General features: G+C 68.8%; 20 protein-coding genes. 8 read left to right on the forward strand and 12 right to left on the reverse strand.

Annotated elements, in window-relative coordinates:
* Positions 1 to 21: 21 nt before the first annotated feature.
* Positions 22 to 312 (forward strand): SelT/SelW/SelH family protein, encoded by a 291-nt coding sequence (locus tag ALI144C_RS06045; protein WP_083752764.1) that lies wholly within the window; start codon positions 22 to 24, stop codon positions 310 to 312.
* On the opposite strand, the gene ALI144C_RS06050 is transcribed toward ALI144C_RS06045, so the two are convergent.
* Positions 309 to 1,361 (reverse strand): YncE family protein, encoded by a 1,053-nt coding sequence (locus tag ALI144C_RS06050; protein ID WP_143230440.1) that lies wholly within the window; start codon positions 1,359 to 1,361, stop codon positions 309 to 311. The two genes, ALI144C_RS06045 and ALI144C_RS06050, sit on opposite strands and share 4 nt — an antisense overlap.
* A gap of 324 nt (positions 1,362 to 1,685) precedes the next feature.
* On the opposite strand from ALI144C_RS06050, the gene ALI144C_RS06055 reads away from it, so the two are divergent.
* From ALI144C_RS06055 to ALI144C_RS06090, 6 genes are all read left to right on the forward strand, one after another.
* Entirely contained in the window at positions 1,686 to 2,195 is a 510-nt protein-coding gene (locus ALI144C_RS06055; protein WP_083752765.1) for a YbaB/EbfC family nucleoid-associated protein, read from the forward strand.
* A gap of 146 nt (positions 2,196 to 2,341) precedes the next feature.
* A complete protein-coding gene (locus tag ALI144C_RS06060; protein WP_076986016.1) occupies positions 2,342 to 3,193 on the forward strand; it encodes a WXG100 family type VII secretion target in 852 nt (283 codons plus the stop codon).
* A 142-nt stretch (positions 3,194 to 3,335) separates the two neighbouring features.
* A complete protein-coding gene (locus ALI144C_RS06080; protein WP_168211180.1) occupies positions 3,336 to 9,419 on the forward strand; it encodes a scabin-related ADP-ribosyltransferase in 6,084 nt (2,027 codons plus the stop codon).
* The gene (locus tag ALI144C_RS06085; RefSeq protein ID WP_076986021.1) at positions 9,419 to 10,813 is read left to right on the forward strand and encodes a hypothetical protein; all 1,395 of its coding nucleotides are present in this window, start codon (positions 9,419 to 9,421) and stop codon (positions 10,811 to 10,813) included. The genes ALI144C_RS06080 and ALI144C_RS06085 overlap by 1 nt, the downstream gene beginning before the upstream one ends.
* On the forward strand, positions 10,810 to 10,980 hold the full coding sequence (locus ALI144C_RS55295; protein WP_168211181.1) for a hypothetical protein: 171 nt from the start codon (positions 10,810 to 10,812) through the stop codon (positions 10,978 to 10,980). The genes ALI144C_RS06085 and ALI144C_RS55295 overlap by 4 nt, the downstream gene beginning before the upstream one ends.
* A 2-nt stretch (positions 10,981 to 10,982) precedes the next feature.
* Positions 10,983 to 13,319, forward strand: coding sequence for a glycohydrolase toxin TNT-related protein (locus ALI144C_RS06090; RefSeq protein WP_076986022.1), 2,337 nt, complete (start codon positions 10,983 to 10,985; stop codon positions 13,317 to 13,319).
* Between the two features lie 11 nt (positions 13,320 to 13,330).
* On the opposite strand, the gene ALI144C_RS06095 is transcribed toward ALI144C_RS06090, so the two are convergent.
* The 4 genes from ALI144C_RS06095 to ALI144C_RS06110 form a co-directional block, all read right to left on the reverse strand.
* A complete protein-coding gene (locus tag ALI144C_RS06095; RefSeq protein ID WP_076986023.1) occupies positions 13,331 to 14,002 on the reverse strand; it encodes a DUF4097 family beta strand repeat-containing protein in 672 nt (223 codons plus the stop codon).
* Positions 14,003 to 14,133: 131 nt separating this feature from the next.
* Positions 14,134 to 14,937 (reverse strand): FAS1-like dehydratase domain-containing protein, encoded by an 804-nt coding sequence (locus ALI144C_RS06100; protein WP_076986024.1) that lies wholly within the window; start codon positions 14,935 to 14,937, stop codon positions 14,134 to 14,136.
* Between the two features lie 23 nt (positions 14,938 to 14,960).
* A complete protein-coding gene (gene soxR / locus ALI144C_RS06105; RefSeq protein ID WP_076986025.1) occupies positions 14,961 to 15,434 on the reverse strand; it encodes a redox-sensitive transcriptional activator SoxR in 474 nt (157 codons plus the stop codon).
* Positions 15,431 to 16,930, reverse strand: a complete 1,500-nt coding sequence (locus tag ALI144C_RS06110; RefSeq protein ID WP_076986026.1) for an MFS transporter — start codon at positions 16,928 to 16,930, stop codon at positions 15,431 to 15,433. Before ALI144C_RS06110 ends, soxR begins: the two co-directional genes overlap by 4 nt.
* A gap of 386 nt (positions 16,931 to 17,316) precedes the next feature.
* Between ALI144C_RS06110 and ALI144C_RS06115 the strand changes: the two genes are divergently transcribed.
* Positions 17,317 to 17,778, forward strand: a complete 462-nt coding sequence (locus ALI144C_RS06115) for a helix-turn-helix domain-containing protein (RefSeq protein WP_076986027.1) — start codon at positions 17,317 to 17,319, stop codon at positions 17,776 to 17,778.
* 42 nt (positions 17,779 to 17,820) lie between these two features.
* Here the strand turns inward: ALI144C_RS06115 and ALI144C_RS06120 are convergent, their stop codons facing one another.
* The 7 genes from ALI144C_RS06120 to ALI144C_RS06150 all read right to left on the reverse strand — a co-directional run bounded on the left by ALI144C_RS06120 (position 17,821) and on the right by ALI144C_RS06150 (position 25,024).
* Positions 17,821 to 19,020, reverse strand: a complete 1,200-nt coding sequence (locus ALI144C_RS06120) for an MAB_1171c family putative transporter (RefSeq protein WP_076986028.1) — start codon at positions 19,018 to 19,020, stop codon at positions 17,821 to 17,823.
* A complete protein-coding gene (locus ALI144C_RS06125; protein WP_143230443.1) occupies positions 19,017 to 19,457 on the reverse strand; it encodes a hypothetical protein in 441 nt (146 codons plus the stop codon). Before ALI144C_RS06125 ends, ALI144C_RS06120 begins: the two co-directional genes overlap by 4 nt.
* Before the next feature lie 156 nt (positions 19,458 to 19,613).
* Positions 19,614 to 20,663 (reverse strand): NAD(P)-dependent alcohol dehydrogenase, encoded by a 1,050-nt coding sequence (locus ALI144C_RS06130; protein ID WP_143230462.1) that lies wholly within the window; start codon positions 20,661 to 20,663, stop codon positions 19,614 to 19,616.
* A gap of 64 nt (positions 20,664 to 20,727) precedes the next feature.
* Positions 20,728 to 22,002, reverse strand: coding sequence for an aspartate kinase (locus ALI144C_RS06135; protein ID WP_202818860.1), 1,275 nt, complete (start codon positions 22,000 to 22,002; stop codon positions 20,728 to 20,730).
* 17 nt (positions 22,003 to 22,019) lie between these two features.
* Positions 22,020 to 23,243: an SGNH/GDSL hydrolase family protein gene (locus ALI144C_RS06140; protein ID WP_202818861.1), complete on the reverse strand. Its 1,224-nt coding sequence runs from the start codon at positions 23,241 to 23,243 to the stop codon at positions 22,020 to 22,022.
* 123 nt (positions 23,244 to 23,366) lie between these two features.
* Positions 23,367 to 23,747 carry a MerR family transcriptional regulator gene (locus ALI144C_RS06145; RefSeq protein ID WP_076986032.1) on the reverse strand — a complete coding sequence of 127 codons (381 nt, stop codon included), beginning with the start codon at positions 23,745 to 23,747 and terminating at the stop codon, positions 23,367 to 23,369.
* Between the two features lie 14 nt (positions 23,748 to 23,761).
* Positions 23,762 to 25,024 carry an MFS transporter gene (locus ALI144C_RS06150; protein WP_083752767.1) on the reverse strand — a complete coding sequence of 421 codons (1,263 nt, stop codon included), beginning with the start codon at positions 25,022 to 25,024 and terminating at the stop codon, positions 23,762 to 23,764.
* Positions 25,025 to 25,144 lie beyond the last annotated feature (120 nt).

The following is a 25,144-nucleotide window of genomic DNA, read 5'->3' on the forward strand; positions in this document are numbered from 1 at the left end:
AACGGCGGCATACTGGGCATTGTGACGACGCGAGAGCCACGCCTGGAGATCGAGTACTGCACGCAGTGCCGGTGGTTGCTGCGCGCGGGCTGGACCGCGCAGGAGCTGCTGACCACGTTCACCGAGGAACTCGGCGAGGTGGCGTTGATTCCCGGCAGGGGCGGGGTTTTCGACGTGCGGATCGGCGCGGACACGATCTGGTCGCGCTCCCGGGACGGCGGCTTCCCCGATCTCGCGGTGCTCAAGCAGGCGGTGCGTGACCGGATCGCGCCCGATCGCGATCTCGGCCACAGCGACCGCCGCAGGACCTAACCCGTGACCACGACGGCCGCGTCCGGCTGGCGGAGCGTGGCGAAGGTCCCGGCGACCCGGCCGCGTACCAGGTCCAGCACGGCCACCTGGGCGGTGTCCAGCAGTGACACGTAGGCCAGCGGTTTGGTCGGGTGCACTGTCGCGGCCGACGGCTTGCCCGGCAGCGAGGCTGTCCAGATCGGACGCAGTCGGGTGCTGACCATCGAGATGGCGTTGTTGGCCAGATCGGTGACCAACAGTTGGTCGTCGGACACGGTGTACACGCGTAGCGGGTCGGTGCCGGGAAGGTGCAACTCGTCACGGACACGCATGGTGTACGCGTCCACCGCGACGACACCGGGGTTCTTGCGCGCGCCGACGTAGAGCGTGCGTTCGTCCCGGCCCAGGCAGCAACTCTCCGGCAGCTGTCCTGGTGTGACTGTGACGGGCGCGATCGCGGCGTCGTACGGGCGGACCATGCTGACGGTGTGCGAGAGCAGGCCGGTGACGTAAGCCCGTTCACCGCTGCGGCTGACCGCGAACATGTGCGCTTTGATGGCACCCGTGTTCACCGCCCGGCTGGGGCTGGTGCCGACGGGTGAGTCGAATCCGAGCAGTACACCCTTCTCCTCGGACAACGCGTACAGGCGGTTGTTGTTGTCCATGCCCATGCCGTGGATCCGGTTGAACGGCGCGAGTTCGATGGTGCGCACCAGCGTGCGTGCCCTCAGGTCGACGACGAACACCGCGGACGCGCCGGGTCCGACCACGTTGGCGAACTCGACGCCGTAGTGCCCGACGTACCCGAACCGCCGTTCACGGTCCGCGGTGATCTCGTGCGGGTAGTCACCGAGCACGACCTCCGACAGCCGCCTGCCGGAGGACGCGTCGAAGAACGCGAGTCGCCGGTCGCCTTTCTCCACCAACGCCAGGACGTCCCCAGCCGCCTGGGCCGCCGCGTCGTCGAGGGGGGCGGCGGTGGCCGTCGGCGCGGCGACCACCGGGAGTGACAGGCCCGCCACACCGGCTAACTTCATGGCGTTGCGCCGGGAGATCCCGTTGTCCTTCATGGACGGCTCCTTGTTGAGGGTTGAACGAGTCACGACCAGACAGAAGCCGGAACCGGACGAAACGTCAACACATCGATGGCGGCTTTTGCGCGGCGATTCGGGGCCAGGCTGGTTCGCGATGCGAACTTCCCGGGTGGACCTGCTGGATCCACGACTTGGTTCACGCAATGAAGAAAGCCGTTAAGACGAAGATCACCTCCGCTGACGTCCTTTGTGGCCCGTCTCGCGGCCTGATCGGCCCTTCTCCGCGGTTCGGCCGCGCGAGCTGGGCGGATGTGACATCCTGTGCGGAGATTTCAGCCAGACGGAAACAGGCGGTAGCACGTGAAGACGCCCGACGAGTGGATGCGGGACTTCGAGTCCAAGATCGCCGACGCGCAGGCCAAGGCCGCGGCGGTGCAGCAGGGGCTGTCGAACGCGCAAGGCAGCGCGTCGTCCAAGGACGGCGCGGTGACGGTGACGGTCGCGCCGACCGGAGCGTTGACCAACGTGCGGTTGACGGCCGAGGCGATGCGCATGTCGCACTCGCAGCTGGCGGCCGAGATCATGGCTGTGGCCCGCAGCGCGCAGCGGTCGGCCGCCACGCAGGTCGCCGAGACGTTCGAGCAGGTCAACGGCGCCGGGTCGGAGTCGTACAGGCTGATCACCGAGTACCTCCCGCCCGCCGAGGAGGAGGACGAGGAAGAAGAGCTCGAGCCCCAGCAGTTCGGGTTCGAGGAAGGCGCCGACCAGCAGCAGCCCCCGGCCCGCCCGGAGCCGCCGCGTCGCCCCGCGCCGCGTCCGGACGAGGGCGACGACTCCGAGTTCGGCGGCGGCTCGATCTTCCGCGGCTAGTGGTCGTGACCACGAGTGGTTGCGACCGCTGGAATCCCCGGTTCGCGCGTGCGAACGAGTTCGAATGTGACAGTCTGTACGGGAACGAAATCGGGGCGGCGGTCATCTGACCCGCACAAGCGAACGGAAGGAACTGGGGGAGGGCTGTGACCGAGTGGTACGAGGGCGCCGGAGTCGTCGAGAGCGTCGCCGGGTTCGTCGACACGCTGACCGCCGAGTCCGAAGGTGAGGGCGTCGACGTCATCGACGCGGCCATCGGTGGCGCCGGAATGGTCGTCGACCTGGTTTCCTCTGCCGCGAACCCGCTCGCCGCGGTGTTCTCGGCCGGAGTCGGCTGGCTGCTCGAGCACATCAGCTTCATCCGTGAGCCGCTGGACGCGTTGCTCGGCAACCCCGACGAGATCAACGCCAACACCCACCAGCTCAAGTCGGCGGCGCTGGAGATGAAGATGATCGCCGAGGAGCACCGCCAGGACGTCGCCGCGATGGGCGGCTCGTGGTCGGGCGAGTCGAACGAGGCGTTCCGCCAGAACCAGGAAACGATCGCGGGCCAGTACGAGGCGCTCGGCAAGACCATGGACGGGACGGCGTCGACGTACGCGCTGTCCGGTGCGCTGGTCGTCGAGCTGCGGGCGATGGTCTTCGACTGGATCTCGGACCTGATCGGTGAGCTGATCGCGGGCGCGCTGATCGCGTTGGCGTCGGCGGCGGTGACGTTCGGTGGCTCGATCGCGGCGTACTGCGGCTACGCGGGCACCCGCGCGGCCATGCTCGCCACCAAGATGGCGTCCCGGCTGAGCAAGCTGATGGCCGCGATGAAGCGGTTCGGCGTGCGGATCGCCAAGCTGCAGGAGAAGATGTCCGGACTGATGAAGGGCCTGGAGAAGTTCGCGGACTACGGCGACTACGCCAAGACCGCGTACGACGCCGTCAAGCCGTACGACATGCCGCAGGCCCAGCCGCAGACCCCGGGCGTGAACCCCGGCGCGGCAGGCTAGCGGACCTGAGGCGATGGCGCGCGGCAAAGGGTCGGGGTCCTCCGGCAGCCACCACGGGAGTCACGGGTCGTCATCCCACGGTGGCGGGCCGACACCGGGCACGCCCGCAACCGGGGGAGTGGCACCGGGCCAGGGCTCCCACATGGACCCGGACGCCGTCGAGTCGATCGGCGATCGGTTCAACGGCCGCGGCGGCCAGATCCGCGACGGCATCGGCGGCAAGCTGAACATCGGTGCCTCGGCGGACAGCGCCGGTGTGTTCGGCCAGGTCGCGATGACCAAGGCCGACGAGGCGATCAAGACGGCACGGGAAGGTGCCGAACGCGCGGCGGCGGCGGCCGAGCACAGCGGGCAGAAGGTCAAGAAAACCGCGGAGATGGTGCGCGGGACGGACCAGTCGAACGCCTCGAAGGTCACCAAGTCGGGTGACGGGCTGGACAAGGCGTCGGGTGGGTCCAAGGGCGCTTCCGGCGGCGGCGTGTCCGGTGGCTCGTCCCGCGCGGGCGTGGCCGCGACAGCGGGACCGACGAACACGCCCTGCGGCTCAGGTGGGCCCGTCGACACCAGGTCAGGGCCGGCTGGCGCGGCGCAGCGTCCCATCGCCGCCCCGAAAACCCCTTCCGGTCAGGCGCCCGTGCGGTCCGGCGGCGGCAACAACCCGCCCGGCCGCCCGGTCGACGGTCAAACCGGTGTGCGCCAAGGCAATCCCGGTGGCCAGCAGCAGGGCGCGCGGCCGCAGGGCAACACCGGTCAGCCTCTCGCCGCGCGGGGCGGAGGTGTTCCGGCTGGGCAGTCGGGTCTCGCGAACAACGCCGGTGCGCGTCAGGGAAATGCGTTCGGTGGCACGCAAGGACAGGGCCAGGCCGGCGGTCGCCAGGGAAGCCAGCCGATGGCGCGGGCGAACGGCCCGATGCCGACCCAACCAGGTCAGGGACAGCAGGGCATGCGGCAAGGCGGCATGCCGATGGCGAACCAGGGACAGCAAGGACGCCCGCCCGCCCCCATGCAAGGCCATGGCCAGGGTGGCGGGCCGGTGCGGGGCAACCAGGGTTTCGGCCCCCAAGGCAGCGCGCAGCCCAGGCAGGGCGGCGACGGATTCGCACCGCGCAACACCCAAAGCCCCGGATACGGTCCGGCCCCCGGCCAGCAGGGGCAGCAAGGGCTACCGGGGCAGCGGCCCGGTAGCCAGCAGAGCCAACAGAGTCAGTGGTCCGGCCAGCAGGGCCAGCAGCCGGTGCCGAATCGGCAAGGCCAGCAGCCGTTCAACCAGCAGTCCCCGCCCTTCACCCAACAGGGACAGAACCAGCAGGGCCAGCCGTTCAACCGGCAAGGCCAGCAAGGGCTCGGACAGCAGCAAGGGCCCGGTCAGCAAGGTCGGCCGCCCGCGAACGGGCAAGCAGCGGACGGCCGCCTGAACCAGCAGCCGCGCAACGACCAGTTCGGCCAGCAGCAACGGCCGAACCAGCAAGGGCCGCAGCAGTGGGGCCCGAACCAGCACCAGGGGCCGTTGCCCGACAACCGGTCGAACCAGCAGGGTCCGAACCAGCGTCAGGACCAGCAGCACCGCCAGCCGGTCGACCAGGGCCAGCAAGGCCCCCATCGGCCATCGCCGGACAATCGGCGTGATCAGCAGCAGAGCCAGCCGACGCCGAATCGGCAGGCGCCCGACGGCCGCCCGAACCAGCAGGGACCAAGCCAGCATCAGGATCAGCAGGGGCGGCCGAACCAGCAGCAAGGGCCGAACCAGCACCAGGACCAGCAGCACCGGCGGCAGGATCAGCGGCCGGTCGACCAGGGCCAGCAGACGACGCCGAACCGGCAGTCGCCGAACGACCGCCAGAACCAGCAAGCCCCGAACCAGGACCAGCAGAACCGCCAGGACCAGCAGGCGCCGCAGAACACCACCCCGAACCAGCAGCCGCCACGGCCGCTGCCGTTGCACGAACGGCCCGCGAGCCCGCTCGACGACCCGGCGATGTACGACGGCGACCGGGACGCACCCGCGAGAGACGGCCGTCCGCCGGTGGCGATGTACGCCACCGAGCGGTCGAAGTACGGCGTCCCGCAGGTCTTCTACCGCGGTGTGCGTGACTGGGCGCGGCACCAGATGTCGTTGTTCCGCGGCGACACGCGTTCTCCGGCGCAGATCAAGGCCGATGGTGGGTTCCGCCCGCCGTTCATGAGCAAGAAGGACTGGCAGAACCACCCCGAGTGGGCGAAGCCGGATCTCGCGAAGCACGTCGGCGGCGACACGAACGCGTTCGTGTCCACCTCGACGAACGCGAAGGTCAGCGAGAGCTTCACGGGCAACAAGCAGTACGTCTACGTCATCAACGCTCCCGGCGGCATCCACACCGACCCGACCATGGAGTCCAAGACCGGCAAGGAGTCCCACGGCGAGAACGAGGTTCTCTTCCCCGGTGGCATCGACTTCCGGTACGTCCGGGGCTGGTACGAGGTCGAGTACAGGGACGGCGGGTGGCAGCGCGGCGACTTCATCCCCAACCCCGACTACATCGGCGACAAGTACGTGGCGGGTGACCCCGCCGCGGTCGGTCCGAAGCACCCCGATGCCCTGCGGGCGAAACAGGACGGCACCACTCCTCCTGTCATGATCGGCAGCCTCGGCGATCACATGGGCCGTCTCGACGACCCGACACTCGACTCCTTGCGGCCGTACATGCAGGCGACCGAGAGCGGCATGGCGGTGTTCGCCCCGTCCGGCCACGACGTGTCGCACGAGAACGACAAGTTCACGGCGGGCAGGGTGCCCAAGATCCCCGGCCAGTTCGTCGTCGACATGCACGGCACGTACGACGGGGTCCGGGTCGGCCAGACGAGGCTGGACGAGAAGCAGGTCGCCGACATGATCCGGGCCCACCCGGGCTACGACGGCGGCCCGGTCACCCTGTTCGGCTGCGGCTCGGGCAACAACGGGTTCGCGGCGAAGGTGGCTCAGGAGCTCGGGTCTCCCGTCACCGCGCCGAACGGCGACGCGTGGGTCGACCACGACGGCAACACCTTCGCGTCGAGCCGGGACCCCAACGCCCCTCAGCAGTACGGCAAGCCGCCGAAGCCCACCTTCCCGCCGGACGGCTCGTGGACCACCCACGACCCGAGCGGCAAGGCGACGGTCAGCGACACCCCGTACCCGCCAGGGCACAACCCCGGGTGGGACAAGGACAAACCCCCGAACCGCCCGGTCGTCGCCGCCTACCACCGTGGCGACGACAGCACGCCACCGCCGCCATCCCGGGACGACCACGGCAGCACGGACCGGGACCGCACGGACGCCGACCCCCGAGCCGATCAGGACCGGCCGGACGATCAGGACCAGCCAGTCGACCGGCCGGATCAGGCCGACCAGATCGACCGTGCCGCCGACCAGGCAAGGCTGGAAGCGGACAACGAGCGCAACGACCAGCTCAAAGCGCTCGACCAGGAGACTGCCGACCGCGTCAAGCAGTTGGAGCTGGAAGCCGAACCGCACATCGACGAGGCCGAGCGAAACCGTGAACGAGGCCTGGTCGAGGTCCAGCAGGACACCAACCGCCAGCTCGACCAGGTCGAGCGGCAGCGCGCGGAGCAACTCGCCCGCGCAGGTGACGACCCGGCCCGCCGAGCCGAGGTCGACAACGAGTTCGACCAGCGAGCGGCGGAGGTCAGGCAGAACCAGGCCGAACGGGAGAACGCGGTCAACCGCGAGGCGGACCGGCGAGCGGAACCCGCCCGCAAGGAGCTCGACCGCAAGTTCGCCGAACTCGTCGCCGAGAAGGACCAGCGCCGCGACCAGATCGAGCGCAACCACAAGGACCGGTCCGCGGCGATCGACGCCGAGCAGAACAGGCGCCACGCGGAGCAAGGCACCCAGCCACCCCGCGAAGACCAGGCCCACCCCGACGACAGTCGTCCGGCGGACGAGAACCAGAGCCGTGCGCCCGAACGCAAGGACAGCCGCAGCGACGCCCGTCAAGGGTGGCCGACCGACCCGGCCAACGGCGCACCGCTGCGCAAGCGCGACCTTGACGCCCTCGGCCTGACTGAACGCCAGGTGGACTGGTGGCGTGACGGCAAAGCACCGCTGGGCATGGACCCCGACCAGTTCCGCCGGTTCCAGTCGGAGCTCGGCGATCTGTTGCGCGCCAACGGAATCGACCCGAACAGGTCCCAGCTGAGGCTGGTCGGCTCATCCGTGCGCTTCTACTCCGGCTGGAACAAGCGGATGGAAGGCGACGACTACGGGCTCAAGCACACGCCGGAAAGCCGCGAGCGGCTGACCCGGTGGGAAGGTCCTGAGCGGGACGGGATGCCCGAGCGCAGGCCGTTCGACGTCCAGTACCGGCTGGGCCTCGATCCCGCGAAGAGCGACTACGACCTGTCGGTCTACTCCGACGACGTCGTCGACCTGGCCAGGTCGAAGTGGGACGGCGAAGGCGAGTTCTCCCACGAGCACGGCCACGTCGACAAGGACGTGGCACGCGGCGCGGTCAAGGGCTTCGAGGAGTTCGCCGAGCGCTGGAAGGAGAAGACCGGCCGCAAGCTCGGTTTCCGCCTGTACGGCTTGGAGAACGAGCCGCAGCAGCGCCGGTCGAGGCACGCCAAACCCACCGACGGCAACTGGCTGCTGGACCTGTCCGAGCGGGCTCGGCCGGAACGCCCGGACACACCGGTGGACCCCAAGTCCGGGTACCAGATCAATCAGCGCGACAAGGACTTCCTCGGGTACTCCGACGAACAGATGAAGTGGTGGCAGGACGGCGACGCGCCGCTGGGCATGACGCCCCGGCAGTACCACGACTTCCGTGCCAGCCTCGCGGACGCGATGCGCGCCGAGGGCGTCGACGCCCGCGACGTGGACATCCGGCTCAAGGGCTCCGGTGTCAACGGTTTCTCCAACCCGCGCAAGACATTGGAGAACGCGGAGCACACCGACGAAAGCCGCGCGCTGATGGACGAGTGGCTCGGCGACGACCCGAACCGCCCGACCGGCCGCCCGTTCGACTCGATGCACCGGCTGGGAGCGGGCGACAGGGAGAAGAGCGACTTCGACGTCCAGATCCGCTCGGACGACCTGGTGCGCATCGCGAGGGAACGCCAGGCACTCTCCCCGGTGCTGCACAAGGTCGAGGTCGACGGCAAGAAGGTGTGGCAGCCCGCACCGGTCGTCCGGGAGAAGTACGGCTTCGTCCACAAGGACGTGATGCGGGAGCAGTTCCCCGAACTGAACAAATGGGCGGAGCACTGGGAACGGGAACTCGGGCGTGAGGTGGCGCCCGCGCTGTTCGGCCTGGATCACGACCCGCGGCAGGAAAGCCACCTGGACGGCCAGAAGGCGCAACGGGGCTGGCCCATGCTCGGCCCGGACGCCGCGCCGCTCGGCGACCGGCCGGACCCGGTCGACCCGAGTACGGTCGGCGTGGCCAGACCGGACGACCTCGTCGACTCGACCGTTGAGCCGACCGAACGCCCGTCGACCAGGCCACCGGCAGACTCTCCTGTGCTGACCGACGTGCCTGAGTCGCCTGAGCCGCCCACACTGGAACAACAGCCGCCCCCTGCTCCCACCGAGGACGGCGGTTGGACCTGGAAGGGCCGCACCCTCAGCGCGGAGGCCAACCAGGCCGTCGACAGCTTCATCCCGAAGTTCACCGAGGTCGGACACGGCGCGGACGACAACGGCGGCATCCGGGGCGTGATGCAGGACATCGAGCAACGAGTTCCGTACACCCGCCTCGAAGGCCTGCAGTACGACCTCAAGGGCCCCGACCGGCTCAAGGAGAAGGTGGCGACCGAGCTCAGGGCGGACAGCACGCGGTCGCCGGAAGAGATCCTGCGTGAGATCCCGGACGGAATCCGCTACACCTTCAGCCTCGATCCCGAGAACTACATGCGGGGGATGGCGCGGATCAACGACGAGTTGCGGCAACGGGGTTTCGAGGAAGTGCTGCGCAAGAGCTCGTGGACGCAGACGAAGAAGCCGTACAAGGGTGTCAACACGCGGTGGCGCGACCCGGAGTCCGGACTGCTTTTCGAGGTCCAGTTCCACACCCCGGAGAGCTGGCACGTGAAGAGCGTGACGCATGACGCCTACGAGTACGAGAAGAGCGACAGCGTTTCCAAGAGCGACCAGGCGAGGTGGAACACCTTCCAGCACGAGTACTTCAACCGGATCCCGCTCCCGCCCGGCGTGGAACGCATCGTGCGGTTCGAGGAAGGCAAGTCCTGATGGCGCACTTCGTTTCGTACTACGTCGAATCCACGCCACGGCACGGCCCGGCCGCGGTCTACCGGCGGCGGCCGGACACCGAGCGCGGTGGCCGGGTCGACGAGATCTTCGCGGCGCCCGACGGGACCTGGTTCGGGGACGACGAGCTCTGGAAGTACGAGCGGGGCCGCTCCGACTGGGACTTCTACGGTGTGCATCCGGACGAGGCCGAACAGGTCATGGCGTGGCTGCGGACGGCCATGGAGGTGGGGCGGGACAACGCCGGTCGGCCTCCCGTCATCGCGGAGTGGGGTGTCGGCGAAGCCTGGACAGTCAGGCTCACCGGGGAGACGACCGACGAGGTCGTCGGAACCCTGATCGATCGCCTTGGCATGACCCGGCGCGCTTCGCTTGATCCGCTTGAGCGGGACATCGCCTTGCGGGTGCTGCGCAGCGACGCGAGTGCGCGCTGGAACCTCCAACTGGACTACGCGGGCGAACAGGGTTGTTTCCTCAGTCTCCTCTATGTGCGGCTGACTCCGGACGAGCGGGTGATCCAGGGGCTGCGTGAGCAGGTGTACCCCCTGGCGGCGGAGCTCGGCCTGGAGATCGTCGACGAACAGGTCGCCACGCAGCCGTCGTTCCCGTATTCGGAACGGGCTCGGGCCGAGACGCTGCCGGACAAGGACTGGCTGCTCGTCCTGTGGTTCCGCGGGGCGATGACCGAGGGCGTGCTGCGGACTCTCCAGCAGCAACTGGGTCTCCAGTCCGAGTGGAGCTTCGACGTCGACGATTCCACCGAACTGGAGTGGGGCATCGGGTACTTGCCCAACGACGGCCGGTACCGGGCACAGTTGCGTCTGCGGCGCACCTTCGGCGACGACGACCTGTGGCGCTTCGAGATCGGCTACGAGGGCAAGCGGCCGCCCGAGGAGACCATCGACCAGTGGCACGAGGAGATCACGGCGGCCGCGACCGGCGTCGGCCTGGTGTTCGAGCGCGACTGGCTCAGGCCACGGCCGACACCGGAACTCCGTACGCCCCTTGTGCCACCGCCGACGCGCTCAGCAGCGGGTCAGGTACATGTGCTCTACCGCGCGTACTTGGAAGGCGAGTTCACCGCTGCGTCCCTGGACGGCTTCCGTGACGCGTTGGGCATCGGGAAGCGCGGCCGGATCGACGACGACAGCGAGGAGTACTTCGGCGAACGTGTCCTGCGCGAGGGCGAGAACCGCCTCGTCCGGCTGATGCTGTCCCGCAGGTCGGCGACCGACTGGTACCTCAGCTTGTCCTATCAGGACACACCGCCTGATCTGGCCACTGTGGACCACATAGCGCGCGACATCCACACGGCCGCGACGGCGGCGGGTCTGACGGTCGGCCACGAACAACGGTTCCCGCCGAAGCAACCATGACCACGTCGCACTACGTCGAATCGACGCCGTCCGCCGGACCGGGGTCGCTTGTCCTGTCCCATCCGGGCGGCGACCAGCTTTCGCGTGACGTGCGCGCGATCGCCGCCGACGCGCGTCTTGGTGTTGTCAGAGAAGTGCACAATCCAGCGGGGGAAGACGACTCGTGAGCATGCGCATCGGGGTCAGCGGTGGCGCCGTCTTCGGCGTCGAGGACGGGCCGGACCGGACCGGATACGTCAGCCAGGACACGCCGGTCGACGGGCAGCTGGTCACGCTGCCGGACGGGCGTGCGGTCAAGCAGGTGTCGTTGACCGAACTGGAATCCGTGTTCACGCTGCACACGGTGGACGGCGACGGGCTCGACGTGGCCGACGCCGATCCGCTGGCCGGGTATCTCGCGCCCCCCGACAGTGTCGTGCGGCAAGTGCGTGAGGTCGCTCGGGACGAGCGCGTGGCGGTGTGGTTTCCCGCGCTGCCGACCGAGGCCGCGCCTGAGGGCGACCCGAACACCGCGTCAGGTGCGTTGCTCGCGTCGCTGGGCGCCGCCGTGGCCGCGGCCGCGCCGGACGGCTGGAGCGGCGTGAGCATCGACTGCGAGGCGCTGGTGTCGCGCATGGTGGTCACGGTCATGGTGACGATGGCCGACGGCACAGTCCGGCACTGGTCACCGCCGCCCGTGGTCAGCCAGTGGCTGCACCGGTTGCGGATGCGGGACTACCACCCGGGCCGGGGCGTGTGGTTCCGCGCCAGGTTCGAGCTCACCCCGAACGCGCCGGTGGTGCGTGACGTCGACGCGTTGAGCCCGTTGAGCTTCATGACCGACGCCGAGGACTGCGCCGACGAACTGCGGTTGCTGCCCCGCAACGCCGATGCTGTCCCGCGCTGGCTTCTCGACGCCGCCGTGCGCAGTCAGCAGGCTGGGCGCAGCGCGTACGCCGAGGAGCCGCTCGCGCCTGGGCGGCCCGAGACGGTCCCGCTGTTCGACGGCCGCGACGACACCGGCCTGCCGACCTGGTACCGGCCGGTGCTCAGCCAGCTGGAACGGCAGGCAGTGCTGGAGTACATGCGGTCCGCGCGGCTCGTGCTGTCGGCTCGTGGGCAGACGCGGGACGAGCTGGCGGGCGTCGAGGACGCGGTGCCGATGGGTTTCCACACCGACGGCCGGTTCGTGTGGTCCAGCGCCGCCTGGTACTACCTGGACAAGCACGGAGTTCCGCCCGCACTGGCGTTGGTCGAGCACATCCGGTCGGTGCGGCACCAGTTGCCGAAGTCCGTCCCGGGGATCGCGCTGGACCGCGCGTCCGCGCTGGCCATGGGGCGGCCGTGGAACGAGTCCGAAGTGGACAACAAGGCCAACCAGGCGCTCGGTCCGGTCGAGGCGGCGATCCTCACCCACCGGATCAGCCCCCGGTTCTACAGCGTGTTCGCCGAACGGGACGACGCGTGGTGCCTGGTCCGGGACGGCGACCAGTACCGGGTGCAGTGGTCGCACGACGAGCGGACCGCCGTGCTGTTCGACGACGTCCGGCAGGCCGCCGTGTACCTGGCGGGGCAGCTGGCCGCGAACGGGCCCAGCCTGGAGTACGAGCTGGGGGAGGAGATCCCGGCCTGGCAGTCGCCGCTGGTCGTGTTGTCCGACGACCCGCCGGTCGAGTCGTTCGCCGCCGTCAGCACGGTGATGATCCAGAACGTCGAGGTCGACCGGTACGGCAGCCAGGAAGGCAACCTGGTCTACGTCGCCGAAACCCCGTTCGAGCAGCGTGGCCTGCCCCCGGAGTACGCGAACCGCCCGTACCACCGGTACCGGATCAGTGGTGACCCGTGGCGGGTGGTGTCCGTCGTGGCCGCGGAAGGCGGCCGGGGCTACGTGCTGCCGAAGCCGATCGAGGAGTACCTCCGGCAGGGCTACCTCGAAGAGGTCGTGGCCCAGGCGGGGCACCCGGGCCTGCCGCCGATCAACGACGACATGCGGGCAGCTGCCGCACAGAACCCGAACGGCTGGGTGTACTGCGCGGACCCGGACGTCGACCCGAGGTTCATCGAGGGCATCCCGCTGCCGGTGGTGCTCGGCGGGTACAAGGTCGGCCCGGACGGCCAGTTCACCGGCGAGACCTTCGTCAACGAGGACTACCGGCCGAGCCCGCGCCTGCGCGGCTACCCGGAGCCGCAGACCGACTTCGAGCTGGTCCTCGGCTACGTGGCGGCCGGGTGGCTGCCGCACCACGAGATCGTGCCGGTCTCGCTGGAGGCACCGTTCCTGCTGGAGACGGACGGCAACGGCGGCCTGCGCATCGGCGTGGACGGCAACGGCCGCGAGTTCCTCGCGGTCTACTCGTCGCCCGGGTACGTGCCGCCGGACGCGCAGGCAGTCATGCAGACCTCGGGTCGTGAACTCGCGCCCGCGCTGTCCGGTCTCACGGTGATCGTCAACCCCGGCGGTGCCTTCGGCATCGAGCTGCCGGGTGAGGACATCATGCAGGCCGCCGGGGTGCCCCAGCAGGCCTGACCCTGACGGGCTCAGTGGCTGCGGGCGACGATGTCGCCGTACGAGGTGGTCGCGTGGATGTCGAGCTGGGCGGCGGCACCTTCGGAGTTCTTCAGCGCGTTGCTGACGCGGCCGTAGGAGGTGCCGGCGTCCAGGGTCGCCGAGACCCCGGCGGCGGCGTTGACCGTGATACCACCGGCCTCGGTGCGCAGTACGACCGTGCCCCGCACGGCCTCGATGACCCGGATGTCGCCCTTGGTCGTGCTGATCTCCGCGGAACCGCCCACGTGGCCGACCTCGACGTCGCCTTCGACCGCGGTGATGCGGACGCTCGCGGCCTCGTCGACCTTGGTCTGCCGGTAGCCGCCTTCGATGGCGACATCGCCGAAGCGACCGGCGCCGCGGAACTCGGCAGCCTGCGCCTTGGCCTCGAGCCGTGAACCGCTGGGCAGTTCGACGGTGATCGCCACGGCCCCGGACCGCCCGAAGTACTGGTTGCCCTCGGCGGGGGTGCGGACCCGCAGGACGCCGTCCGCGTAGTCGACCTCGGTCTGCTCGGCGGCCTTCACGTCACGGCCCTTGCCCGCGTCCGCGGGCTGGACCTGGACCACGGTGTCGGCCCGGTCGGAGGCGATGAACTGGACGCGACCGGCGGGGATGTCCAGGACGGCGGCGATCGGGGCGGCGGTGTCGAACTTCTGCATCGTGTTCTCCTGGCTGTTCGTTCGGTCCCCCGTGGTGGGGCGACCTGGTGACGGGAATGAGATTCGCCCGCCGTCCTGACAGCGAACAGCCACGGTCCTGACACGGTGCCTGACATGCCGCAGACAGCCGCCTACCAGGGGCGGAGGGTCCCCGCGGCGGTCTGCCGCCCGTGCCGGTCGCGCACGGACGTGGTGATGCCGTCCGGCCCGGGGACGGCACGAACCACCATGCCCTGGTGGTCGAACAGGGGAGAGGTCAGCCGGTATTCGAAGTCACCCCGCGGATCATCCCGGTGACCACGCGCGGCCTCGGCCATGGCGAGCGCCTGCAACGGGCCGTGGGTGAGCAGCCCGGGATAGCCCTCGACGTCACGGCAGTAATCCCGGTCATAGTGGATGCGGTGCGCGTTGTAGGTCAACGCGGAGAACCGGAACAGCAGCGTCGGCGAGATCTCGACCGGCCACTCGTCCTCGGCGACCGGCAGCACCGGGCCGTCGTCGGCGACCGTGAGCTGGGAACCGGCGTCGCGGTAGACGATGTCCTGCCGTTCCTCGACCACCACCGAGCCCGCCTGGCTGACCACGTGCTCGACGACGACGAACGTCAGCGGCCCGGTTCGTCCTTGCTTGTCCTGTGTCGACGCGACTGTGGTTCGTTTCGTGGCGGGCAGGCCACAGCGCAGCGGACCGTGGGTGCGGACCCGGCCACCGGCCCACATCCGGCGACGTCCCGGGCCGGGCGGGGCGGGGACGGTGTCGCGCACCGGATGGCCGTCCGGCCCGAGATCGGCCTGCGCCGGTCGGTCAAGCAGGTAGAACCAGTGCCACAGCAGCGGCAGGCCGTCGGTCGCCAGATCGGGCACGGGCACGTCCAGCAACGCGCCCAACGCCTGAGCCGGTTCGGGGAGCAGGATCTCGGTCCGTTCATCGCGCACACTGCGATCTTTCCAGCTGGCGACTACGTCGAGTCGTCGCGGACCGGCCGCAGCAGGCGGCGAGGGCCGATCCCCGACTCGCCGAGCTTGTCGTCCTTGTTGACAAGCACGCACCGGTCGATCGACAGGCAGCCGCAGCCCACGCAGTCGGCGAACTTGTCCCGCAGTTGGGTGAGGTAGTGGATGCGTTGGTCGAGTTGGGCCCGCCACAGCGTGGAGAGCCGTTCCCAGTCCTTGCGGTTCGGGACCCGGTTGTCCGGCAGTGTCGCGAAGCACTCCCGGATCTCGGCCAGTGGGATGCCCACGCGTTGGGCGATCTGGATGAAGGCCACGCGGCGCAGGGCTTCCCGAGGGTATCTGCGTTGGTTTCCCGGTGTCCGCCTGCTGGTGATCAGGTGCTGGCGTTCGTAGAAGTGCAACGCTGACACCGGAACGCCGCTGCGTGCCGACAGCTGGCCGACGGTCAGCTCGGACAGGTGCCAGGCCGGTGGCTTCACGACCGGCGGACCAGCAGGGCGAAGAGCGCGGCGGTGATGACCAGCACGGCGGTGCTGATCCCCGCGATCAGGTGCAGGCCCTCGGTGAACGCGGCGCGTGCCGCGGCGAGCAACTCGACGCCGATCGGCGCTGGTGACTGTGCCGCGACGGATATGGCGCCGCTGAGTGTGCTGCGTGCGGTTTCCGCTGCTTCGGCGGGAACACCGGGCGGGATGTCCATTCCACTGTAGATCGCGGTGCCGACGCTGCCGAGCACCGCGATGCCGAGTGCCCCGCCGAGTTCGGGTGCTGTCTCGGACAACGCGGACGCCTCGCCGGCCCGGTCAGCCGGCGCTGAGCCGACCACCATGTCGGTGGTGAGCGTCATCATCGGGCCGAGCCCGGCCGAGACGACGACGGAACCGATCACCAGAACCGGTAGCCCCCCTGCCGGGGTGACCTGGGTGAGGACGAGGAACCCCGCGGCGGACAGCAGAAGACCGGTGCCGACCACCATTCCGGGCGGGACGCGGCGCACGAGTACCGGCGCGAGCGTCGACCCCACGATGACCCCGCACGCCGCCGGTGCCGTCCACAGTCCGGCGTGCAGCGGCGACAGGCCGAACACGAGTTGGAGGTACTGCGCCAGGTAGAAGTTCACTCCGAACAGGACGAACACGCCGAACAGCAGCGTCGCCAGCGACACGCTGAACGACGGCGACCGGAACAGCCGGAGGTCCATCAGCGGATGGGCCAGCGTGCGCTGCCGCCACACGAACAGAACCGCGACGGTCAGACCGACCACAATGGACACGACACCGGCCACACCCAGCCCGTGCTCGGCGAAGCTCTTGAGGCCGTAGATCACCGTGAGCACCGCGACAACGGACATGACAGCGCTGAGCGGGTCCATCTTCCTGGCTCTGGTCTCCCGGTGTTCCGGCAGCAGCAGCGGCCCGATGACGAGGAAGACCGCGGTGACCGGCACGGCGATCAGGAACACCGCGCCCCAGCGGAAGTGCTGGAGGATCCAGCCGCCCAGCAGCGGCCCGATCGCCGTGCCCCCGGCGACGCAGGCGATGATGATCCCGATCGCCACCGTCCGCTGCCTCGGATCACGGAAGATCGTGGCGGCGAGGGACAACGACGACGGCATCAACGTCGCACCGGCTATCCCGAGCAGTGCCCGCGTCGCGATCAGCATCTCGGCGTTCACCGAGTACGCCGCGAGGACGGAGGCCAGGCCGAACGCGGCGGACCCGATCAGCAGCATCCGGCGGCGGCCGATCCGGTCGCCGAGCGTGCCCATCGTGATCAGCGAACCGGCGAGCAGGAACCCGTAGATGTCGACGATCCACAGCGATTGGGCGGCGGACGGCGAAAGGTCCTGCGAGATCGCGGGCAACGCGAGGTTGGGCAGGGTCAGTTCGAGCGACGCGAGCAGGGTGGGCAGGACCAGCACGGCCAGCCCGGCCCACTGCCTGCGTCCGGCCCGCGACGCGGTGTCCGTGTTCATGCTGACCCACGCTAAAACCTGAACAATGGTTAAGGTCAAGCTCGGCAACCGGGTGGTTTCAGGCGTCGCTGAAGTCGCTGGACAGGCTGTCGCGGTGTTCCGGATGCTGTGCGCAGCGCGGCCCCCGATCATCGGCGCGCCATCCGTTACGGCCGAACAGTTTGTGCGTCATTCACTATGGACATTCAAGGGCAGTGCCTCTTCGGCAACGACAACCCGGAATCCGCGAGGTGCTCCGGCACGACGTGGTCGCCGATCCGCTGCCCGAATCGGCGTTCGACCTGATCCACGCGCGGCGGGTGTTCAGAAGCCGACTCGCGTCAGCGGGTGTTGAGGGAGTACACTGCTGACGTAAATTTCCGCACATCCGAGAGTAGGCGGCTGCCGTGGCCGAGGTTTCAGCGAACCGAACGCTGTCGGAAAAACTGGACCACCTCTTCCGCACGGTTCGGCCGACCGACGGTCGCGAGTACTCCTACGAGGAGGTCGCCTCGGCGATCAGGAAAAACGGTGTCGACATATCGCACACCTACATCTGGCAGCTGCGCAAAGGCAAACGGGACAATCCGACCATCAAGCACCTGGAAGGCCTCGCGCGATTCTTCGGCGTCGCCCCTGTCTACTTCTTCGATGACGAGTACGCCGCGAAGGTCGATCGACAACTCGAACTGCTGACGGCGATGGCCGACAGCACCGTGTCGACCATCGCGGTACGCGCGGGTGAGCTGTCGGCCAGGGCCCGCGAGGCGCTCATCTCGATGATCGATACCGTGCGTGAGCTCGAAAACCCGCCGCCTGCCCAGTCGCGACGCCGCGCCGGGCGCGAGGACGAACCGCCGGTCGGATAGCTCCCGAGCCCGGAACCGGGCAGCACCGCCACCGTCCGACGGTCACACCCCGACCTCGTTGCCCGCGCACTTCTCCCGCCAGGCTTCCACCTCCGCGGAAACCAGGTCCGACTGCCACACCTGCGCGACCTCCAGCAAGAACCGGATTTCGCTCGCCAGGTCGTGCCCGCCGACCGCGGACAGTTCCGCCTGCGGTGTGGTCGGTTCCGCGTTCGCGCGCTTCTCCTGGCAGCCCAGCCGGACCCAGCAGGCCACGGCCACGGCCGCCGAAGTGACCCCCAGCAATTCCGCGTGGCGCACGTGCCGATTCAGCCCCCGGGCCGAATCAACGGACACGTAAGGGCTCACCGCCAGCATTCCGTCACGGATCTCGACGACGCGACGATACAGTTTCCGGCGCGTGCTCCTCATGGACCCGGCCAGATCTGCGAGAGGCCCCCGAACCGGGTCGAGAACGATCTCCGGAACGGTTGTCACCAACTCGTGCCACAACGGAGTCAGCCGGTGGAGCGTGCGGATGTCCTCCCACCTGCGTCGGAGGTCCGCCGCTATCGGCACGGCCGCGCCCGCCGTCAGAAACAGCGCCTCTGTCGCGCAGATCGCGGGGTAAAGCGGTGGAATCCAGGTCCACCGGGTCATGAGGTGCAGAATCGAGGACGACATGAGAGCCGAAGCTGTCACGCTCCCGAAACAGAACATCAACAACGCCGCGCGCAACGACCTGCTCTTCGCCGAGCGGCTGGTGCGCCAGCAAACGAAAGCGCACGACACGCTCGCGGCGATGTGATACAGGAGCAGGAGCAGCCAATACGCGACTGTCGGCTCCGGATCGAGTCCGGAATCAGCGGGCACCTTGTGCCGTGCGTGACTCCCCGACCTGAAGTCGATCACCACAAGAACGGCGGCGAGGACCACTGCCAGACCAATGGAGAAACGCGCGTACGCGCGACGACCGGTCACGGTGATCACGAAGGTGAACACGGCGGTGGCGGCACACAGCCCGATGATCTCCCGGCCCAGGTCGATCAGATGCGTCGGCCCGAACAATCGCTCGGCAGCGGCGGAGACAGCGTCGAGCTGCAACGTCATGGCTGTCGCCGCCAGACCGACCGCGAGCCAGAGGGAGCGCTGTCGTCCCGACCTGATCGCGCCGGGCGCCCGCAGCACCATGATCAGCCACATCAGGGTGACTGCGACGGTTTCCAGCGGTGCCAGCAGCGATATCGGATCGCGGTCGGTCATCCGATGCCGAGAGCCTGCTCGGCACGAGCCAGTTGGCCGGTCGCGATCCGCGGGCCGGGGATTCTCGCCATTTCCTCGACGAACAGGCCGGCCACCTGCTCGGCTTCCCGTTCCTGGGTCACCGAGTAGTCGGTCCGGCCGAGCACGCGCTGGACCGTCTCCGGATCCAGGTCCTCGAACAGCGAATCGAGCTTCGACGGGTCCGGCCCGAGCACCGCCAGCCGGTGGTCGCAGATCATGTGGCCGATCTCGTGCAAGACGATGTGATCACGATGAATGCGGCTCGTGCACCTCTCCACGAAAATGTAGTCCGCCTGGCTGGTGGCGATCCAGGTGCCGCAGATGTCCAAACAGGCTGCCTCTTTCGGGAAGGTACGAACGTGCAGCGGCCTGCCCCGGTGTTCGGCTATGCCGCGGCAGAGAACGGCAACCGACATCGGCTGGTCCATTCGCAGAGCACGGACCAGTCGTCGGCAGCGTCGTCGCAAGTGTGACGATCTCACAGTCCCCCCTTGGCCCATCCGGACCAGCCAGACTCGACATCAGTCTTCCCGAACGCCGAGGGCAGGGTCAAGGGAGATCGTTCGTGACCACTATTGGCCCGATCCAATCGTTGCGGCTTCGACGACGAAACGGTAGCGAACGTCGCCATCGGACAATCGGCGAAGCGCTTCGTTGATCTGTTCCGCCGGGACGACTTCGATCTCCGCGCCGAATCCGTGCGCGGCGCAGAAGTCGAGCAGTTCCTGCGTCTCCCGAATGCTGCCCATGAGCGATCCCGCGACCCGTTTGCGACCGACCATCAATGCGAACGCGGAAAACGACAGGGGCCGCTCCGGCACTCCGACGTTGACGAAAGTTCCGTCGAGATCGAGCACGCCGAGATAGCGGTCCAGGTCGAGGTCGGCGCTGACGGTGTTGACGACCAGGTCGAGACGGCCACGCAGTTCGTCGAAGGCGCGGTCGGTGTCGGTGGTGTGGAAGTGGTCCGCGCCGAAGCGCAGAGCGTCGTCCCGTTTTCCGGCGCCGCGGCTCAGCGCGGTCACCTCGGCGCCCATCGCCGCGGCGATGCGCACTCCGAGGTGTCCCAGGCCGCCGAGACCGACGATGCCCACCCGGGTACCGACGCCCACTTTCCACCGCACCAGGGGTGAGTACATGCTGACCCCGGCACACAGCAGCGGCGCCGCCTCAGCGAGGTCGATGGCCGGCGGGATGCGTACCACGTAGTTCTCGTCGACAACCACGTGTGTGCTGTAGCCGCCGTAGGTCGGCCGCCCGTCCGCGTCGACGGCGTTGTACGTCGCGACCTGATCCCCGCAGTACTGCTCCTGCCCAGCGACGCAGTTCGTGCACGTACGGCAGGTGTCGACGAAACAGCCGACACCTACGCGGTCGCCGACGGCATGGCGCGTCGTCGCCGAACCCGCGGCCGCGACCACCCCGGTGATCTCGTGTCCGGGCACCATCGGGAAGATCGCGTTTCCCCAGTCGGCGCGGACCTGGTGGACGTCGGTGTGGCAGATCCCGCAGAACCTGACCTCGATCAGGACGTCGTGGTCGCCAACCGGCCGGAGGGGCACGGTGGTCAGCGCGAGCGGTGCTTTCGCCGCAGGCGCGGCGTAAGCGGTGACGGCGTTCATCGCCATGCGGTTTCTCCTTGCGGGAGGTGGGCACGATGGCTGCCCGCGACATCGCCGAAGATGGTCACGGCCGCGCCAGTTGTCGTTTGGTCCGCTGGCCGCCGAGTTCGAACTCGTCGTGCAGCGTCTTCGTCGCGAGCACGACCTCGGCGGCCGGGATCGTGAGCGAGATCTTCAGTTGCGACGTCGAGATCGAGCTCGCGGAGATCCCGTTCGCGCCGAGCGCGCGGAGCATGCGCGAGGTGTACTCCGGGCGGTTCAGCAGTCCGTTCCCGACGACGGACACCATGCCGACGGAGTCGTCGAACTCCAGCCGTCCGCGCCGTTCGTGGGCGAACTCCGTCATGGCCTGCCGGACGCGGCGGGCATCGGCCGAACCCAATGCCATCTCCACGCGCGATCCCGCCGCCGAGCGTTCCGGGAACATCTCGACGTCCGCGGGCACGGAATGCTTGGCGAGGAGCTGGAAGACACCCGCCGCGATCTCCTCGCCAGGACCGATGGAACGCAGCGTGACACGCACGCGGTCGGCATCGTGCACCACGGCCACCACGGCCGCTTCGGATTCCAGCATAGCGCCGCCATTTCTTCCGGTGATCACCGTTCCGGCCGCAGTCGAGCCGGAGTTCCTGACATGTATGTCGATGTCGTGCATCGCCGCGATCTCGACCGCCCGGGAATGCATCACCTTGGCGCCTGCGAACGCCATCTCCATCATCACGTCGACCGGGACGACAGGCATGACCTCGGCGGACGGCACCACCCGCGGATCGGCGGTGAACACCCCGTCGACGTCGGTGTGGATCTCGCAGCGGCCCGCGCCGAGCTCCGCGGCGATGGCCACCGCGGTGGTGTCCGACCCGCCCCGGCCGAGGGTGATGACGTCGCCCGCCTCGTTGAGGCCCTGAAAACCCGGCACCACCACGACATGGCCGCTGCGAGCGTGCCGGATCGCGGGCTCGGTGTCGACCGCGACGATGACACCGGCGCCGTGCGGGCCGGTGGCGAGGATGCCGCTGTGCGCACCGGTCAGCGCCACCGCCGGAACGCCGTGTTGCCACAGTGCCATGGACATCAGCGCGGCGGACGCCGTCTCGCCGGTGGCCAGCAGTTGGTCCAGTTCGCGTCCGGGTGGCGAAGGTGCCAGTTCGGTCGCGGCCCGGTACAGCTCGTCGGTGCGATTCCCCTGTGCGGAAACGACCACGATCAGCTGGGCGCCTGCCCGGTGCGCCGCGCCGACCCGTTCCGCGACGGCACGCACGTGCCGGGTGGTGGCCAGCGAGCTGCCGCCGTACTTGTGCACCAGGATCTGGCCGTTCCGCTCACTCGTTGCGGTCACGAGGCAGTACCTCCCGGTCACAGCAGGTCGAGGTCGATCGCATCGGCCATCGCCTGGTATCCGGCGTCATTGGGGTGGAGCCTGTCGCCGCTGTCGTAGCGGGGGTCGAGCCGGTCGCGATTGGCTGGATCGGCGAGCGCGGCATCGAAATCGATCACGGCGTCGTACGCGCCGCTTGTTCGCATCCAGTGGTTGAACTCGTGCCGGACGCGATCGCCTGCTTCGGTGTAGTAGAAGGATCCCTGGTACGGCAGCAGGGTTCCGCCGAGCACCCTGATCCCGTTCGCGCGCAGTGTGCCGACGATCTTCCGATGACGGTCGATCAGCTGGTCCGCCGTCACCGGCGGGCCCGGCATGATGCACGGCGGGAAGGGGAACTCGCTGTGTCCGATGTCGTTGATGCCTTCCTGGACGATGGCCGTGCGGACGCCGTCGTGCGCCAGCACGTCCCTGGCCAGCCTGCTGGTGGCTTTCTCCCCGAAACAGGACGAGTCGCGCACCACCCGGTTTCCGCCGATACCCGAGTTCAGCACCGGCCGCGTGGTTCTCGACGACGCCAGCCGTTCGGCCAGTTGGTCCGGGTACCGGTTGTCCGCGTCCACAGTGGATTGGACGCCGTCGGTGATGGAATCACCGAACGCGACTATCCCGCCGTTCGGCTTGCCCGGCGCCCGCCGCGTCTCGACCGCGGCCAGCAGGTACCAGGACATGGTCGTCTCGCCGAACGTCGCGCCGCTCTCGTCGGACCGTTGGTCTCCGCTCGCCAGGTAGCTGGTCGCCGACGATTCCGCGTGCAGATCGACCGGGCCGGTCGGTCGCCGGAAGTACAAGGTGATCGCCAGCCTGCTCATCGCGGCGGCAGGCAGCCCGATCGGGTCGCTGGTCACCTGCCGTCCTGGCGGAATGACCACGTCGCGGCGTCCGGAAAAGGTGATCTCGCGGGTGGAGCCCGGTACGACCGCCGCGCCGGTCGCCGCTTCGCCGATGCTGGCGGCGGACACGGTCAACGGTTTTCCGGTGTAGATGTTGGCCAGCCGGATTCTCGTGTCGCTGCCGCCCGTGCTGGTCCGGATCACCTGGCGCACACTGTTGTCGCTGAATCCCCGAAGCGACCAGTTCGGGTGGAAAAGCCCGCTGGCGGGCTGCTGGGCGGCGGCGGCCCATGTGCTCGTCCATGCCGGTCTACCGGTCGGCGTATTCGCGCCGGCCTCAGCCGAGTACGCCGACACCGGCAAGAACAACAATGCCAGTGTCGCCGCACAAAGCCGAACCTTGCGGCCAGCCGTCGTATTCCGCATATCCGCAGTATGCGGGGATGCGATATCGTTTCCTTCTTGCCGAGATATCGCGCGCGGCGGACTGGCTCAGACGACTTGTTCGAGGTTTGCCGCCTGCTGGCCGCGGGAGGCCGCGAGTTGGGACCGCAGCCTGTCCCGCACGTCGACCAGCGTGGCGATTCGTTCTTCCACGGCCGCGAGCCGGTTCTGGTAGAGATCGAGAACACCCTGGCAGACCGGTGCGACCGTCAGGTCCTTGTTCAGGCAGGCCCCCAACTGCCGGATGTCCTCGGAGGTGAGTCCGGCGGCGAGCAGCATCCGCACATTGTGCACCTGGGTCACGGCGTCGCGGTCGTAGCTGCGATATCCGTTGTTGCCGCGTCCCGGTGCGATCAGGCCTTGCTGTTCGTAGTACCGCAACGCCCGGGTTGTTGTGCCTGTTTGGCGCGCGAGTTCACCTATTCGCATCGACCCTCCTCGTGTCACGTGTGGTCCGACGCGCTCTCTTTCACGGGGTGGGAATTGGCCGCGGACTCCGCAGTGCCCCGGCGCCCTGCCCAGAATGAGAACATGTACACCACAAGGGACACGATCCCCAAGACAGCGCTGGCCGTCAACACGCCGGTGCCGCCGCGCCATTCGAGTGCGAGCCCGCCGACCAGGCCCGCGATCGCGATTCCGATGTACAGGGCGCTGGTGTTCAGCGCGACCGCCTCGTTCCCGGCGTCGCCGGAGACCTTCAACAACCTCAGCTGACTGGGTGAATTGATGGCCCAGCCACCGATGGCCCATCCTGCATACAATATGCCAACGAGGATGATCGGTACCTGCGCCTCCCAGGTCCAGCCGATCACGGCGAGCAACGCGGTCGCGGCGACCTGGCCGCTGAGCGCGATGATGAGCGTTCGCTCGGGGCCGAGTCGGTCGGCGCCCTTGCCGCCGAGAACAGCGCCTGCGATCCCGGCGATACCCCCTGCCGCGATCAGCACGGACAGTTGGGTGGAGTCCGCGTTCGACAGCGAGGCGGCGATCGGCGAGATGTACACCAGCGCCATGAGCCCGCTCGCGCCGCCCGCGGTGACGGCGAGCAGTGCGCCGAGGACCGGGAGCCTGCGCAGCGGTGCCAGCCGCTGCCGCAACGGCTGCGGTGCGGCGCCGGGCAGCTTGGGCATGAAGGCGGCCAGTCCGATCGCGACAAGGCAGGCGAGGCCGATCACGTAGACCATCGTCGACCGCCAGCCGAACTCGCCACCCAGCCAGGTGCCGACCGGGACGCCGACCACGAGCGCGAACGTGAGACCGGTGGCCACCGTGCCCATGTACCTGCCTGCCCGGCCCGGTGGCGCCAGGGTGGCCGCCGTGGCGAAGGCGGCAGGCGTCATCAGCGACGCGGCGATCGCGGCGAGCACCCGGAAGACCATCAGCACCCCGTAGCTGGGGGCCAGTGCCGCGCCGAGGTTCATCAGCGCGAAGACGATCATGCCGAAGACCAGCACCGGCTTGCGCGGCAGCCGAGAGGTCAGCACGGCGGCGATCGGGGCGGAGATCGCGTAGGTCACCGAGAACACCGTCACCAACTGCCCGGCGCTCGCCTCCGACACGTGCAGGTCGTCCGCGATCTCGCGGAGCACGCCCGCGATGACGAAATCGTCTGTGCCGATGGCGAAGGTGAGCACGACCAGGCACAGCAGCCACGGCGGCAGCCACCGGGACGCGGGTGCGTGGTCGTCGGGTGGGTTCGTCATGTTTTCGACGGTAGAACCTTGACGCTAGCGTCAAGGTCAACCTGGTTGGCTGTTCCGCCACCCCGGGATTTCGGCGCTTGGTCACCTTGGGTTGGCACCGTTCGGTTTGGTGCGTACTGG

Source organism: Actinosynnema sp. ALI-1.44 (genome assembly GCF_001984155.1).
Classification (GTDB): domain Bacteria; phylum Actinomycetota; class Actinomycetes; order Mycobacteriales; family Pseudonocardiaceae; genus Kibdelosporangium.